Annotated in this window: 11 protein-coding genes; 4 read left to right on the top strand and 7 right to left on the bottom strand. The window is 75.1% G+C overall.

What is annotated here, in order from left to right; translation table 11 throughout:
- Positions 1–168: 168 nt before the first annotated feature.
- The gene (locus ACMA1D_RS21855; protein ID WP_414725706.1) at positions 169–534 is read left to right on the top strand and encodes a hypothetical protein; all 366 of its coding nucleotides are present in this window, start codon (positions 169–171) and stop codon (positions 532–534) included.
- Between the two features lie 573 nt (positions 535–1,107).
- On the opposite strand, the gene ACMA1D_RS21860 is transcribed toward ACMA1D_RS21855, so the two are convergent.
- From ACMA1D_RS21860 to ACMA1D_RS21890, 7 genes are all read right to left on the bottom strand, one after another.
- Positions 1,108–6,072 carry a hypothetical protein gene (locus ACMA1D_RS21860; RefSeq protein ID WP_414725707.1) on the bottom strand — a complete coding sequence of 1,655 codons (4,965 nt, stop codon included), beginning with the start codon at positions 6,070–6,072 and terminating at the stop codon, positions 1,108–1,110.
- Between the two features lie 227 nt (positions 6,073–6,299).
- Entirely contained in the window at positions 6,300–7,256 is a 957-nt protein-coding gene (locus tag ACMA1D_RS21865) for a hypothetical protein (RefSeq protein WP_414725708.1), read from the bottom strand.
- 530 nt (positions 7,257–7,786) lie between these two features.
- Positions 7,787–9,319, bottom strand: a complete 1,533-nt coding sequence (locus ACMA1D_RS21870) for a hypothetical protein (protein ID WP_414725709.1) — start codon at positions 9,317–9,319, stop codon at positions 7,787–7,789.
- A gap of 55 nt (positions 9,320–9,374) precedes the next feature.
- On the bottom strand, positions 9,375–10,019 hold the full coding sequence (gene pcp / locus ACMA1D_RS21875; RefSeq protein WP_414725743.1) for a pyroglutamyl-peptidase I: 645 nt from the start codon (positions 10,017–10,019) through the stop codon (positions 9,375–9,377).
- Positions 10,020–10,410: 391 nt separating this feature from the next.
- Positions 10,411–11,379, bottom strand: coding sequence for a DUF979 domain-containing protein (locus tag ACMA1D_RS21880; RefSeq protein ID WP_414725710.1), 969 nt, complete (start codon positions 11,377–11,379; stop codon positions 10,411–10,413).
- A complete protein-coding gene (locus ACMA1D_RS21885) occupies positions 11,376–12,086 on the bottom strand; it encodes a DUF969 domain-containing protein (protein ID WP_414725711.1) in 711 nt (236 codons plus the stop codon). The genes ACMA1D_RS21880 and ACMA1D_RS21885 overlap by 4 nt, the downstream gene beginning before the upstream one ends.
- Positions 12,087–12,354: 268 nt before the next feature.
- Positions 12,355–13,029: a GntR family transcriptional regulator gene (locus ACMA1D_RS21890; protein ID WP_414725744.1), complete on the bottom strand. Its 675-nt coding sequence runs from the start codon at positions 13,027–13,029 to the stop codon at positions 12,355–12,357.
- 445 nt (positions 13,030–13,474) lie between these two features.
- On the opposite strand from ACMA1D_RS21890, the gene ACMA1D_RS21895 reads away from it, so the two are divergent.
- From ACMA1D_RS21895 to ACMA1D_RS21905, 3 genes are all read left to right on the top strand, one after another.
- Positions 13,475–14,254 (top strand): LamB/YcsF family protein, encoded by a 780-nt coding sequence (locus ACMA1D_RS21895; RefSeq protein WP_414725712.1) that lies wholly within the window; start codon positions 13,475–13,477, stop codon positions 14,252–14,254.
- 221 nt (positions 14,255–14,475) lie between these two features.
- Positions 14,476–15,180, top strand: coding sequence for a 5-oxoprolinase subunit B family protein (locus ACMA1D_RS21900; protein ID WP_414725745.1), 705 nt, complete (start codon positions 14,476–14,478; stop codon positions 15,178–15,180).
- Positions 15,177–15,773, top strand: a 597-nt coding sequence (locus ACMA1D_RS21905; RefSeq protein WP_414725713.1) for a biotin-dependent carboxyltransferase family protein, incomplete at its 3' end; no start/stop codon positions are given. The genes ACMA1D_RS21900 and ACMA1D_RS21905, both read left to right, overlap by 4 nt.

Raw genomic sequence — 15,773 nt, forward strand, 5'->3', positions numbered from 1 at the left:
GCTCCCACGGATGGCAGAACCCTGCCAACGTAGGGTGGCTGGAAACGCGCGGACCTCCGGGAACCTTCGTTCATCGTCGTACGTGATCCGAGGGGAAGCCTGGGTGGATTACGGCCGATGTCCCTCTTTTCGGAACCACTCAATCCGGGCACCTCAGGGGAGGGGGAGATGTTGATGGAAAAGAATCGCGACATCCCGTACGAGCGTCCATATTCGCTGTGGACGGAGGAGCCCGCACGGCGTCTGCGGCTGCCCGATCCGGTGCGCACGGCGGCCGTGCGAGCCGTGCTCATCATCGCGTTGACGCTGGTCCAGGCGATGATGGCGGTGTTGTGCACGCTCACGGACTCCTGGTTCGCGCTTCCCATGGTGCTCAGCTCCATAGCCAGCACAGTGGCGGCGACCTGGGGGGTGCTGGACGTGTGGGTGACCCGGCAGGTGTGGCGGCAGCGGCATGGGGTGGTTTCGGCGCCCAGCAGTTCGGCGCGGACGCTGCGGCGGCCCCGCAGGTCGGGTCGGCTGTCCGGCGTCTGAGCTCGGTTTTTCACACACTGTTCACCTGCGGTGCCGCTGTGGCGTCCCCGTGGTGGCCGGGTGGGCCCGCTGCGAGGACGCCAGCGGGCTCCGGCGGGCGCGCGGGCCGCGCCCGAGGCGGAACGCCCTGGTGGCTGCCGGTAGCTGGGTGGGGTGGGCCCGCGGCGCGGCGTGAGGCGGCGCGACGGGCCGCCCGTCACGGCGATCCGCGGAACGCGCCGCTCGGATGTCGCCGCCGCGCTTGAGCCGCGGAGCTCTACCAGTTCGCGGTGATTCCCCCCTTCAAACGGCCTCATACCAGCCACTTCGCACGCCCGCGCACGGGCGCATTTCCGCTGGAGGGGTTAGCGAGGAATCTCCCTTATCCGCCCATTGCTTGTGTGCGGGTGCTGTGGGATTTCGGGGGGGGCGGGCCCTGGTGGGAGGGCAGGGTGGAGCGGGGCAGCAGGACACGGGGGCCGTACGAGGTGGCGTCGTACGGCCCTCTCGTACGACGCCACCGCCTACGGCCCGTAGGGCCCCATCAAGGCCCTGCCCGGCGTGCGGGCGGCGAGCCGGGCGCCTACTGCGTGGTCACTCCTGCTGGGTCCGCTCCGGGCCGCCCGGCTCCACGGGCGCGGGGCCGGTGGGCTCGGGAATGGGCTCAGGGGCGGGCTCGGGCGCGAGTCCGGCGCGGCTGGGTGCCTGGTCGGCGGGCACGTCGGGGTGGTCGGGGTGGTCGGCCGCGGCCGGGTCTGCCGCCTCGTGCGGAGCAGTCGTGGGCGGGGTCGCCGTGGGTGGCTTGGCCGCCGGGACCCGCTGTTGCACGGGCGCCACCGGCTCCGCCTCGGGGCGGCGGAACATCCGGGTGGCGGTGATCTCGCCGTGCACCTGCTCCGCGCCGTCGTCCGACTGGGGCAGGCCGGGCCGCAGGTGCTCCTCGACGCTGATGTACTTCAGCCCGGCCCGTAGGTCGGCGTCGTTGCGCAACCGGATGACCAGCGGGAACTCGGCCAGGGCCGTGGTGTCGAAGAGGCCGGTGGTGTAGAGGAGCTGCACCCCGAGCGCGTCGGCGACGGCGCGCTGGAGTTCCAGCAGGTACGTCGCGTTGGCCCGGCCGATCGGGTTGTCGAGGAACAGCGTGCCCGCGTGGCGGTGCTTGTCGCGGCCCCGGTCGTTGCTGCGCAGCGCGGCCATCGTGCAGTACAGGGCGATCGCCGCGGTGAGGAGTTGGCCGCCGGAGAACACGTCGCCCATCTGACCGACCGGCACCCGCTCGGCGCGCAGCACCGCATCGGGCTTGAGGATCTCCACGGCCACCCCGCGCGGCAACAGCGCCGCGTGCACGCCGCGCAGCAGCAGCGACATGCCGTCCCTGCGCAGGTCGGAGTTCTTGCGCACGGCGGCCCTGGTGGCCTCGTCGATGACCTCGCCGAGGCGTTCGGTCAGCGTCGCCTGGTCCGGTTCGTCGAAGCGGATGCGCAGGAACTCCTGCCCCGACCACTCCCCCAGCCCCTCCGGCAGCCGCGACAGGCGCTGTGCGGAGCGCAGCGTGGCCAGGCAGGAGTCGACCAGCCCGCGCAGCCGGTCCACGATGCTGTCCCGGTTGCGCTCCAACTGGGCCAGTTCGTCGGTCAGCACGCGCAGCCGGGGCGCGAACGCGTCCGCCCAGGCCGCGGCGTGCTCGGGCAGCGCCGCCGCCGGCAGTTCCCTGATCTGCTGCCTGGCCGGGGTGCGTACCTGCTCGTAGCGGGTGGCGTTGGCATGGCGCACCAGGACGTCGCACGCCTCGCGGACGGCGCCGTCGGCCGCCGACAGGTCGGTGGCGCAGCCGCGCAGGGAGCGGCGGGCCTCGGCCGCGTGGTGGCGGGCCTGTTCGAGCGTGCCGGCGTACGGCTCGGGCTCGGCCGTCTCCACGTCGCCGCCGTGCGGGTGCTCCGGCTCCTCGGTGGCCGCGCCCCGGATGAGGTCGCGCAGCAGGGCCCCGGTCTCCTCGAAGCCGCCTGCGGCGTCCTCGGCGGCCCGGTGGGCGCGGAGCAGTTCGGCGTGCACGGTGCGCGCGGTCTCCAGCGCCTCCGTACGGGCGTTCAGCTCGCCGGTGGCGGTGCGCAGCGACTCCTTGGCCTGTTCGGCGTCGGCCGGTACCAGGTCGTCGGGGAGTTCGGTGTGGGCCTCGCCGTCGGCCGGGGCGTGCCGTTCGGCCTCGCCGCGTAGCCGGCCGAGCTGTTCGCTGGCGGCCGATGTGCGTGACTCCAGCATCTGGACCAGCGATTCGGCGCGGGCGGCTGCGGCCTGACGGGACGGGCCGTCGGCGCCCTCCGCGCTCTCCAGGAGGTGGGCCGCGCGGGTGCGGACCTTGTTGGTGAGGCGTTCGAGCGCGGCGAGGGCCGCGCTCTCGTCGCTCTCCGCACGGGCCTGCTCGGCGCGCAGGTCGGCGCCCACGCCGACCTTCTCGTACAACTGTGACGCGGCCCGGTACGCCTCGCGCAAGGCGGGCAGGGACGCGGTCGGCGCGGCCGTGGTGCCCGCGTCGGGTCCGGCGGTCTCGCCCGGTGCGTCGTCGGGGGCGCCGGCGATCTCGGCGCGCTCGGCGCGCAGGGCGCGGGCCGTGCGGTGCGCGTCGTCGGCGGCGCGCTGGGCGGCCCGGCGGTCCTCGTCCGCGGCGCGCGCCCGGTCCACACAACTGGCGGCCCGTTCCTCGGCCTCGGCCGCCTCGTCGGCGAGTTCGCGCAGCCGGGTCTGCCAGGTGGCGCGCTGGCGCAGCCGGTGGGCGAGTCCGACCAGTGCGTCGGCGGCGCGGCGGGCGTGTTGGGCCGCTTCCTGGCGCTCCTCGCGCACCCGGGCCGCCTCGGCGGCCAGTTCGTCGGCCTCGGCGCGTTCGACCTGGGCCGCGGCCAGTTCCTGGCGTGCGGTCTCGGCTGCCTGCTGGGCCGCGGTGGCCGCTGCGGCCAGTTCGGCCAGTCGCCCCGGCGGGCAGCCGGTGCGCCAGGACGCGAGCCGGGCGGCCAGCGCGCGGTCGCCGGCCAGCCGGGCGGCCAGCGCGCGGATGTCCTCGTCACGGGCGATGGCCCGGCCGCGGAGCGCCTGCCGCTCGTCGTCGGCCGCCCGCTCGTCGTGCATGGCCGGGTTGGGCGGTACGAGGAAGACGGCGCCGTCGGTCGCGGCCGGCCCCGGGGTGGGGGCCAGGAGGGCGGCCGAGGTGCCGACGGCGACGGCGGAGCGGGGCAGCAGGGAGGCCGAGCCGAGCACCTCGCGGGCGCGGGCGTGCGTGGCGGGGTCGGTGATGATGACGCCGTCCACCAGCTCGGGGCGGGCGGCGAGCACCGCCGCGTGGTCGGCCGGGTCGACGGCCTGTGCCAGGTAGCGCCAGCCGGGGAGTGCGGGGATGCCGTGTTCGCCGAGGTATTCGACGGTGGCCAGCACGTCGGGGCCGGGGGGTAGCAGCCCGCCGTCGCCCAGGGCGCCCAGGATGCGGGCGTCGTCGGCGGCTGCCGTGCGCAGTTCGAAGAGCTGGCGCTCGGCGCCGGCGACGCTGTCCTCCAGCAGTTCGCGCAGGGCGTCCGCGTTGCGGTCGAGTTCGTCCGCGCTGAGCACGCCGCCCGGGGCCGTACCGGCTGCGGCCGGCGGCTGCGCGGCTGGGGCTGTGACAGCGGCTGCGCCTGCGGCTTGGTCCGGTGCCGCGGTGGCCGCTCCCGGCAGGCCGAGGAGTTCGACGAGTCGGGGCTCGGCGCCGAGGGCCTCGGCGGTGCGCCGTTCGGCGTCGTAGCCGGATTCGGCGGCGCGTACGGCGTCGGTGGCGCGGGCGGCGGCGAGTTCGGCGCGGCTGTGCTCCGCGCCGGCGGCGCGGGCGCGATCGGCGGTCGACGTGGCGTGGGTGCGGGCGCTCTCCCAGGCGGCCACGGCGGTCTTCTCGGCGTCGCTGGCGGTGAGCGCGGCGCGGGCCGGGTCGGCGTCCGGGGCGGAGTCGTCGAGCCAGCCGGCCCGTACCGCGTCGGCCGTCTCCTGTTCGACCTCGGCCAGGCGCTGGCGCAGGTGCTCGGCCTCGCTGCGGGCCCGCTGGGCCGCGGTGGCGGCGGCGGTCGCGTCGCCGTGCGCCGCCTCGCCGACCGCCTGGAGACCGGCCGAGCGCTCTTCTTCCTCGGCCGCAAGTTGCTCACCGCGCTCGGCCGCCGCGTGCAGGGCGCGGACCAGTTCGCCGGCGGCCTTGGCGCGGGCGGCGAGTGCGGGCGCCGCGTCCCGCTCGGCCTCGCGGATCGCGGCGGCCACCCGGAGCGAGCGGTCGGCGGCTGCCCGGTGCCGCAACACCGTCTCGGCCGCCTGCCAGGCGGCGTGCAGCGTCCTGGCTTCGGCCAGCTCGCGGCGCTGGGCCGCGGCGCCCTTCTCGGCGGCGGAAAGGGCCAACGAGGCGTGCCGGTAAGCGAGTTCGGCGGCGATCAGGGAGCTGTGGCCCCGCGCCCGGTCGGCCTCGGTGACGGCGTGGGCCGCGGTGGTGACCTGATGGGCGAGGTCGGCCGCGCGGGCACGCTCCTCGGTGCCGCGGGCGATGAGCCGCTGGGCCAGGCCGCGGGTGCGCCGCTCGGCCCCGGCGTGCACGCCACGGGCCTGGGCGCGGTGGTCGGCCGCTTCGCTGATCCGGGTCAGCAGGTCGAGCGAGCCGGCCGTGAAGTCGCGCTCGGCGGTGAGTTCGGCCCGGCGGCCCAGCTTGTGGGCGAAGCCGTGGACGAGGTCGGCCAGCCCGTCGGTGTCGCGGGTGTCGGTGACGGCGCGCAGCAGCAGGTCGGTGAAGTCGGAGTCGTTCTTGACCGCGAAGAGACCGGCCGCCTCGCCCTCGTCGGCGTTCATCTCCCGCTGGTAGCGGAAGAGTTCGGGGTCGAGTCCGAGGTCGCCGAGGTGTTCGTTCCAGCGTTCGTGGATCTCTTCCCAGGCCACTTCGAGGTGCGGGTACGCCTTGCCGGCGTCGGTGAGGGCGTCGCGGAAGCCCTTCATGGTGCGGCGCCGGCCGCGGGCCCCGGACGCGCCCGAGGTCTCGGGTCGTACGAGGCCGTCCACGAGCGGGCGCACCGCGGTGGACTCGGCCACCGGCAGCGAGTCCAGGTTCAGCCCCGGACCGGGCCGGAAGGAGTACCAGGCTTCGGCGAACTTGCGCGGGTCGTTGGAGACCTGGCGTCCGCGCCACTCGCTGACCTTGCCGACGACCACGGTTTCGCCGGTGACCGTGTGCTGCCACTCCAGTGCGACGTGTCCGCAGTCGTCGGCGAGCAGGAACTTGCGGAGCACGCCGGAGCTGGCCCCGCCCAGGGTGTTGCGGTGCCCGGGGAGCATGACCGAGAAGATCAGCTTGAGCAGGACGGACTTGCCGCCGCCGTTCTCCAGGAACAGCACGCCGGCGGGCGCGGGCCTGCGGGGCGGGCCGGTGGGCTCTTCCTGGAAGAACTCCGCCTGGGCGGGCGCGGGGCTGGGCACCGGTTCGCCGACTCCGCGCAGGTCGAGCACGGTGTCGGCGTAGCGCGCACCGGCTGGCCCGATGGAGTAGAGGCGGACCCGGGACAGCTCGTACATGGCGGACTCTCGTGGTGTGGTGGGCGAATGGGTCGGGGCGGGGTGCGGGCGGGGCACGGGGTGGTGCGCGGTCGGCAGGGGCGCGCCGGCGGCGGATGCCCGTACGGCCGACCCCGTACGGGCGCGCCCGCGGTGCGGATGCCCCTACGGGGGTGTCCGTGCGGGGGCCGGGTCGCGGCCGTGGCCCGGTGGGGTGGGCCGGCGCCCGTGCCCGGGGCGGCGTGCGGTCAGGACGGGCCGCCGTGGTCGGCGTAGAACGGCAGGCCGGCGTCGGCGACCAGGTCGAGGTCGGCGCCGTCGGGTGGCGGCAGCAGGGTGGCGCTGCCGTCGCCGACCGGGACGACGCCCAGCTCAAGCAGTTCGGCCATGGCGGCGTTGCCGGCCATGTCACGGACCTGGAGTTGGTAGCGGGCGGTGGTGCGGTAGGTGCCGCCCGCGTCGTCGCCGGTGCGCTGGAGGAAGCCCGAGTCGACGAGGAAGGCGACGGCCTTGCCGACGATGCCGGTGGTGGAGCCGGCCAGCCGTCTGGCGTCCTTGGTGGCGCCGGTGGCGCTGCGCCGTGCGTACACCCGCCAGGCGGCTTCGAGGCCCGGCGCTTCGGTGGCGGGGTCGGTGTTCTCGCCGGTCTCCGCGGCCCGCTCCTCCAGCCGGCGGCACGCCTGGCGGACGAAGCCGTCGATCCCGTTGACGGTGACGCGGCCGATGTAGCCGTCGTCGGCGAGGTCTTCGGGGCGCGGGAAGGCCATGGCGGCGACGGCGAGGTGGGCGAGGCCGTGCAGGAAGCGGTCGGCCGAGTCGGGGGCCGCCCGCTTGGCGTAGTCGCCCATGCGGACGGCGAAGACGGAGTCTTCGGCCGCGGTGAGCGCCATGCCGGCGCGGGTGGACACTTCGAGCACGACGAGCCCGAGCCCGGCCGCCACGGCGTCGGCCAGCCGCGCGAAGGCGGGGTCCTCACGGTGCCGGCGCAGCAGCTCGGCGTATTCGAGGTCGCGGGCCGGCAGCAGCTTGGGCTGGAGGCCGAACGCCACCAGGCGCGCGGCGTCGGCGGCGTCGGCCGGGGTGACGGCGGCCTGGGCCGCGGGGCCTGACTGCTGGCCGCCGGTGGCGGCGCGGCCCTGGTCGTCCGTGCCCGACGGGCGTTCGCGGCCCGGCTGTGCGCCGTCGTCGACGCGGTCTTCGGTCACGGTCACTGCTCCTCGAAGTGGGTGGTCTCGGTGGCACGGCGGTGTCGCACGGGCGGCGCCGGCGCGCGGGGGCCGGCCGCTGCCGGGGGCGTACGGCGCGCGGTGGCCGGCTCCGGCGGCGGGCCGTGGACCGCGGGCGGGGCCGGCGGTGCGGTGCGGGCTCGGCACGCCCGGGCGGGGCGCGGGAGCGCTCCCGGGGCGCCGCGCCACGGGGCGGCACGGTGACGGCACAACGCGGTCCGGGCGGAGCAACACCGCGCTGAGGAGAGCCGGGGCCAACGCGCCACGGCTGGGGCGGCAGGCGAGGGGCAACCGGCCGCGGAGCAGCCGGACATGGGATAGCCGGGCGTGGGATGGCCGAGTGTGCCGCAGGCCGAAGGCGCCGGCCGGTGTCACGGGCCGGGCTGCCGATGAGTGTCGGGATGTGAGTACGGACCGGAGGGCGGATCGCGTCGCGGTCCGCGGGTGCGCTGCTGACGGTGCGGGCGGGCGGGGGCCGCGCGTGCCCGCGGCGTACGGCACGGGGCGCATCAGGCCACCTCCGTACGGTCGGCGGCCATGCCGGCGGCGTCCAACAGGGCCGTGCCGACGATGAGGTCGGCGCCGCCGAACTCGGGGTCGTCCAACTCGGTGCCGTCGTCCACCGCGAACAACAGCCGCTGCTCGCCCTGCCGGTAGGCGGTGCCGACCGGGGGGCTCGCGGCGTGCACCGCGAGCAGGGCGACCAGGTAGGGCAGGGCGGGATCGCGCCGGCGGGCCTCGGCGAGCAGCCCGGAGAGCCGGCGCGGTGCCTCGGGCGACAGGTCGAGCAGGTCCATAGCCGAGGCGAGCTGCTCCTCGCTGAACCGGTTGTCGTCGGGGGTGGCGATCAGGTCGGGCTCGGGCATCTCGGCGCCGAGGTGCGCGCGCTCCACGGGGGGCGTGAGCAGCAGGTCGACGAGGTCGCCGACCCGTACCGAGGTGGGGGTGCGCAGCCCCGTGCCGCGTGCGAAGAAGGCGTCGGTGACCCGGATGGCGCGCTCCACGGGCAGCGGCAGCAGCGGGGCGACGAGCTGGCCGTACAGGTCGATGCCGGCGCGCGCCGCGGGTGGGGCGAACGCCTGCCGGTCCTGCTCGGCGCGGAACATCGGGCCGGCGTCCAGCAGCCTGGACTGCAACTGCGTATGGCGCCGGATGCAGTCCTTGACGATGTCCACCAGCTCGGCGGCCTGCCGCTTGTGGTCGGGGCCGCGCTGGTCGACCGCCTCGTCGCGGGCCTTGCGGATGTTGGTGAGGATCGCGTTCTCGTGCCGGTACCGCTCGGCGATGTGGTCGAGCGCCTCGGCGATCATGTCCGGGACCGCGCGCAGCCAGTCGACGGCGCGCACGTTGCGCCGGGTGGCCTCCAGCGTCTTGCGGAGGGTTTCGGCGTACTGCACGGTGCGGTACCGGGCCTGCTCCGCGGCGAGTTGGGCATCGGCCAGCCGGCCGCGGCTGATCAGCACCTCCAGCTTGACCTCGGCCGCGATCTGGGCGCTGGTGACGTCCGTGTCCAGGGCGCCGACCAGGACGTTCACCGCCTCGTCGGTGGTGCGCAGATAGACCGTGCCGCCGGGCCCCGGGACCTCTTCGATGAGCTTGAAGTCGTAGTCCCTGCGGACGTACGTGCCGTCCGGGCCGAACGTGCCGTACACCGCGCGGAAGCCGCGGTCCACGCTGCCGACGTTGATCAGGCTCTCCAGCACCCAGCGGGCCACCCGCTCGTGCTCGGCGGCGGGCCGGCCGGGCGCCTGGGCTGCGACGCGGGGCAGCAGCCGGGTCACTATCTGCTCGTGGTCGGCGCCCGTGTCGAAGTCCATGGTCAGGGTGACCAGGTCGATCGCGGCGAGCGCCACCTCCGCCATCGCGTACCCCCCGTACTCCCCCGCCAGGTTGGCCTTGCGCACGTCGAGGTCGTGCAGCGGCGCGGTGCAGGCGAGCGCACGCAGCCGTCGGGCCAGGCCCTCATCGGCCGCCGGGCCAGGGGCTGGCCTCGACGCGCCACTGAGCTGGGGCGGAGCGGCCCCGGGGGATGGAGAAGTCACGTCGCACAGCGTAGGCGGTCCCACTGACAACGGACGAAACGGCGCGGAGGGCCGGTCAGTGCGTGGCACCGCCCACGGCGCGCAGCTCCGGTGTGCCGGCGGCGGCCGTGGCGGCGATGGCGCGCAGGGCCACGGCGCTGTCGGCCACCGCGAGGGCGGGGGCGCTGCCGTCCGGCACCTGCTCGGGCGCGAACGGGACGTGTACGAAGCCGCCGCGCAAGGCGGGGCGTTCGGTGGCGATCAGGTGCATGAGCCCGTAGAAGACGTGGTTGCAGACGAAGGTCCCGGCCGTCTGCGACACGCTGGCCGGGGCCCCCGCCGTGCGGGCCGCGGCCACGCACGCCTTGATCGGCAGGGCGGCGAAGTAGGCGGCGGGACCGCCCGGCACGACGGGTTCGTCGATCGGCTGCCCGCCCGCATTGTCGGGAATGCGCGCGTCATCCACGTTGACCGCCAGGCGTTCGACGGTCACGTCCGGGCGTCCGCCCGCCTGTCCGACGCACAGCACCACGTCGGGCTCGGTCGCCGCGATCGCCGTGCGCAGCGCGTCGATCGCGGCGCCGAAGACGCAGGGCAGTTCGACCGTGCTCCACTCCACACCGGGCAGCGGCTGCGCGGCGGCCTGCCGTACCGCCGACCACGAGGGGTTGACCGTCTCGCCGCCGAAGGGTTCGAACCCGGTCAGCAGGACGCGCTGCAGCCTGGCCTCGCCCTCCGTCGCGGCCTGCTGGCCTGTGGCGCCCGCAGCGGTCGCGTCGGCGTCGCCGGTACGAGGCGGGGTCGTTGCGGACGGGACGGGCTGGGGCTCTGCCGGGGAAGGGGAAGAGGACATGGGGCCTGCCTCGCTGATCGGTGGTGGGGTGAGTGGGGTGCCGGGGCAGTGGGTTTCGCTCGGGCCCGGCGCGGGCGGCTGCGGCGCGGCCCGCCGGGCGGACGTGGTCGCAGCCGCCCGGTCGGTGCCAGACCCGGCCGGGCGCCGGGACCGGTCAGTCGTCAGGGAACGGTCAGTGGTCAGGATCGATCAGCCGTCGGGGCCGGTCAGGTCGGGCCGCCAGCGTAGGGCGGCCCAGCGGGGCGGCAGGGCGGCGGGTTCAGAAGGCCACCGCGGACATGATCGCGATGTTGCAGCCGAGGAGCACGACGGCGGTGGGGAGTTGCGCCTTGATCGGCCCGTACTGGTCCTTCAGCTCAAGCAGCGCGGCGGGCACGATGTTGAAGTTGGCGGCCATCGGCGTGACGAGGGTGCCGCAGAAGCCGGCCAACATGCCGATGGCGAGGACCGCCGCGGCGTTGCCGTCGGCCTGTTCCACCAGGACCGGCCAGCCGACGGCCGCGGTCATCACGGGGAAGGCGGCGAACGCGTTGCCCATGATCACGGTGAAGAGGAACATGCCGACGCAGTACACGGCCACGGCCAGGTAGAGGGAGTCCTCCGGCAACACCTTGGTGGTGATCTCGCCGACCTCATCGCCGACGCCCGAGACGGAGAAGATGGTGCCGAGGGTGGCGAGCATCTGCGGCAGCAGCATCGCCCAGCCCATCGCCTCCAGCATCGAGCGCCCGGCATGCACGGGGGTGGCGATCCGCTTCTCGCGCAGCATCACCATGCCCACGCCCAGCGCGACGATGGCGCCGATGCCGAGCCCGAGGATGGTCTCACTGCCCTTTTGCAGCACGGGCTCGCCGCCGATGGACAGCTTCTTCACGCCGACCGCGCACGCCATCGCGACCAGCGGGATGGTGAGTGCGGGCACGAAGAGCCGGTTGCCGAGGCGGGCGGCGCTCGCGGTGCGCTCCGCGCTGGTGGTGGTGCGTACGGTGCCGCGGCCGGTGAAGCCGAAGCCCGCCAGGGCGGCCATCGCCAGCACGGCGACGCCCAGCGGCTCGGCCGGGGCGCGGTCCTCCGCAACCCAGGAGCTGTAGACGAAGCCCGCGCCGATCAGGCCCCAGAACGCCGCGGTGCCCACCCGCTTGGGGTTGCTGCGGTCGGTGATCATCTGTGCGGCCATCACGAGGAAGATGGCGCCGACGAGCCAGTAGAACCACTCCGCCTTGATCACTTCGCGGCCTCCTTGGCGGTCGGCTCGGTGGCGCCGGCGACGAGCAGTTCGCGTTCCAGTTGGCGGTCCAGGCGCAGCAGTCGCCACCCGTGTACGACGAAGGCGCAGATCGCGGTGGGGATCGCCCACAGCGCCAGGTGCAGGGGTTCCAGGTGGGTGCCGTAGGTGGTGTTCACGAAGCCGGTGATCAGCAGGATGGAGCCGACGGCGAGGAAGACGTCCTCACCGAAGAAGAGGCCCACGTTGTCGGCGCTCGCGGAGAAGGAGCGCACCTTCTCGCGGGCCTTTTCGGTCAGCGGCCCGTGGGCGCGTTCGGCGGCGCCCTCGGCCATCGGCGCCACCAGCGGGCGCACCGTCTGCGCGGGTCCGCAGACGCTGACCAGGCCGAGCGCGGCGGTGACCTGGCGCAGCAGGAGGTACAGGGCGAGGAAGCGCCCCGTGGTGAGCTTGGTGAACCTGGCGATCAGGGTGCGGGCCTGCTCCTGGAGGCCGTAGCGCTCCAGGAGGCCGATGACGGGCAGGGTGATGGCGAAGATCGTCACGGCCCGGCTGGAGGCGAAGCCGTCGCCGAAGGCGGCGAGCACTTCGCGTGGCGAGAGGCCGCCGAGCAGGCCGGTCACGATGCCGGCCACCCCTACGACCAGGAGGGGGTTGCGTCGAGTGGCGAATCCGATCACCACCACGAGGACGCCCAGGAGAACGAGCATGCGTCCGCCTTCCGCGTGGGACCCCACGAGGCGTGAGGAGAGTGAACGGGAGGCTAGGCGATTGTTCAACGATCCGACAAGGGGTTGAGAGATGCGAGTCATATCGGCCAGGCGCCACCGGCACCCGTCCGGTCGCCCGCGCGGCCGGGCCGGGCCGCGTCCGACCCGGCGCGCCCCCATCACGGCACCCATGACGGCACCCGCTACGGCGCCCACGCGGCGGTCGGAGCCGCGCAGTTGGCCGGGCCCCGCAGCGGGTCGGCGCGGGTCAGTCGGTGGCCATCTGTTGGGCGTACGCCCCCGAGAGCTGGGCCCGGGAATCGGCCAGGTAGTCGGCGAGCAGGGACTCGGCCTCGGCCGCCCGGCCCGCCTCAAGCGACTCCCAGACCTGCCGGTTGCGCGGCAGGTAGGGGGCGTAGAAGCGGCGCGGATCGGCCATCACGTGGAAGACCAGACGCAGTTCCGCGAAGACCCCGCGCATGAGGTCGTTCATCCGCGGGCTGCCGGCCAGCGCGACGATGCCCTGGTGGAAGTGGATGTTGGCGGTGGACAGCTCCTGCCAGGCGCGGCCCCGCGCGGCCTCCTCGCCGGCCACCACGGCCGCCTCGATCGCCCGCATCGCCCCGGCGACCGCGCCCTCGTACGGGGGCTCGCCCAGGCCGCGCACCGCCGCGCACTCCACCAGCGAGCGGACCCGGTAGATGTCGATGAGGTCCTCGACCGTCACGATGCGTACGAACACCCCGCGGTTGAGCTCATGCACCAGCAGACGTTCGCGGGTCAGCAGTCGGAACGCCTCCCGGAGCGTGTTGCGCGAAATGCCGAGGGCCCCCTTGATGCTGTCCTCGGAGAGTTTGGTGCCGGGCGGGAAGAAGCCTTCGGCGATGCGGTCGCGCAACACATCGGCCACCCGCTCCGCGGTGCTCGTGCGACCGAGCAGCATCCGGTCGGTCTCCAGTCCGGAGACGTCGATCACTGCCGTGAGCCGTTCGTCCGCACCGCTTGCCACGCTCGTTCTCCCTCGCCCGGTGCGACCATCGTGCGATGACCGCGTCTGCCCTGTTGAGCGCGCCGGTGCCTGGCTCGGCGCGACTGAAGTCAAGCCGAGATGCACCCTCCATCACAACAATCCCTTGTCGGATCGTTCAACAATCGTCTACGTTGAGTGTCGGCCGGCCGGCCCGGCTGCGCGACAGCGGAGAGCTCTACGGATGCGGGTCGGCCGGTTCCCGACGCCAAGCCCCGCGCCCTGCGGGGCACCTGGCGCCGCCGGCGTGGAGCCCGCCCGCCATCCCCGGCGCCGCTCCGCGCACCAGCCGCCACACCCCGGCGCCCGCTCTTGCCACGACGCCGCGCGCCGCCCGGCGCGCCTGCCCGAACGGACGGACATGACCGACGACGCGGACCGCCCTGCGATCGACCTCAACGCCGATCTCGGGGAGGGCTTCGGCCGCTGGCACCTGACCGACGACGACGCCCTGCTCTCCGTCGTCACCAGCGCCAACGTCGCCTGCGGCTTCCACGGCGGCGACCCGTCGACCATGCGCCGGGTCTGTGACCTGGCCGCCGAGCGCGGCGTGGTGATCGGGGCCCAGGTCTCCTACCGCGACCTGGCCGGCTTCGGGCGTCGCGCCATGGACGTACCGCCGCGTGAGCTGACGGACGAAGTCGCTTACCAGATAGGCGCGTTGGAGGTGTTCGCACGGGCCGCCGGGGCGCGGGTGGCCTACGTCAAGCCGCACGGCGCGCTCTACAACCGCTGTGTGCACGACGCCGAACAGGCGGCGGCCGTGGTGGCGGGGGTGCGGCTGGCCGGGGCCGATCCGCTGCCCGTACTCGGCCTGCCCGGTTCGCTGCTGCTCGCGGCGGCCACCGAGGCGGGACTGCCCGCCGTGCGCGAGGCGTTCGCCGACCGGGCCTACACCGCGCAGGGCACGCTGGTGCCGCGCGCCAGACCGGGCGCCGTCATCGAGGACCCGGACCTGGTGGTCGAGCGGTCGTTGGCGCTCGCCGTACAGCGCGCCGTGACCAGCATCGAGGGAACACAGGTCGCGGTGTCCGCCCGTTCGCTGTGCCTGCACGGCGACACCCCGGGCGCGGCGGCGACCGCCCGCCGGGTGCGGGCCGCGCTGGCCGCGGCCGACGTGTCGTTGCGGGCGTTCGCATGACGGCGGTGCACGGCGACACGCGCACGCCGCACGAGCCGGGTGCCCCGCGACGGCCCGCCGCGGTCGATGCGCCACACCAACCGAAGGTCGGAGACACCGCAGCGGACCCAGCCGGCGCAACGGGCCCGGCCGGCCCGGACGGTACGAGTCACGCGGACCGTACGGCTCATGCGAACGACGCAGACAGTGCGGGCGACGCGGACGGCGGGGCCGTGGTCAGCGTGCGCGGGCTGCCCGTCGGCGAGCGGGCCCTGCTGCTAGAGGTCGAGTCGGACGCGGCGGTCGAAGCGCTGCACGCCGAGTTGGTGCGCCGGCTCGGCAGCCCGGAGTTGCCCGCGGTGGGCGAGATCGTGCCCGCCGCGCGCACCGTGCTGCTCGACGGGCTGGCCGACCCGGCCGCCACCGCGGCCCGGGTCGCCCGCTGGCGCATCCGGGTCGGGCCGCGCGAACACGGCAGCGTCGTCCGCATCCCGGTCCGGTACGACGGCCCCGACCTGGTCGGCGTCGCCGCGCTGTGGGGGGTCACGCCCGATGAGGCAGTACGCATCCACGCCGGCGTCGAGTACCGGGTGGCCTTCTGCGGCTTCGCGCCCGGCTTCGGCTACCTCACCGGGCTGCCGGACCGCTACCACGTGCCCCGCCACGACACCCCGCGCACCCGGGTGCCGGTCGGTTCGCTCGCCATCGCCGGCCCGTACACCGGGGTCTATCCGCGCTCCTCGCCCGGCGGCTGGCAGCTCATCGGCACCGCGGACGTGGTGCTGTGGGACCCCGACCGGGAACCGGCCGCGCTCCTCGCCCCGGGCACCCGGGTCCGTTTCGTCCCCACGACCGACGGCACGACCGGCGGCGCGACCGATAGCACGGACGCAGCAGGCGCAGCGGCCGAAGCGGCGGGGCGGGCGACGGACGGGGCGGCCCGATGAGCAACGACGGCGCACTGACGACCGATGACGCGCGGGGCCCCGGCACCGCACGGGTCGCGGGCAACCCGCTCACGGCCGCCAACGTACGGGCGAACGTCCTGGTGAACACGGTGACGGTGGTGCGGGCCGGCGCGCTGAGCACCGTGCAGGACCTCGGCCGGGCCGGCCGCGCGCACCTGGGGGTGCCCCGCTCGGGCGCCCTGGACGAGCCCGCGCACCGGCTGGCCAACCGGCTGGTGGGCAACCCGGAGCGGGCGGCGACCATCGAGACGACGCTCACCGGCTGTGCGGTACGGGTGGCCCGGGCCACCACCGCCGCCGTGACCGGCGCACCCTGCCCGGTCACCGTCGACGGCCGACCCGCCGCGTGGGGCGCCCCGCTGCGGCTGCCGGCGGGCGCCGTGCTTGAGGCGGGCGCGGCCACCCGCGGGGTGCGCAGCTACCTGGCCTTCGGCGGCGGCGTCGACGTCGATCCGGTGCTCGGCAGCCGCGCCACGGACGTCCTGTCCGGGCTCGGACCCGACCCGCTGACCGACGGGGCGCGGCTGCCGCTGGGCGTGCCGGCGGGGCCGGCGCCGCGGCTCGACGGGGCG

The sequence above is a fragment of the Streptomyces sp. 796.1 genome, from assembly GCF_047525675.1.
Classification (GTDB): domain Bacteria; phylum Actinomycetota; class Actinomycetes; order Streptomycetales; family Streptomycetaceae; genus Streptomyces.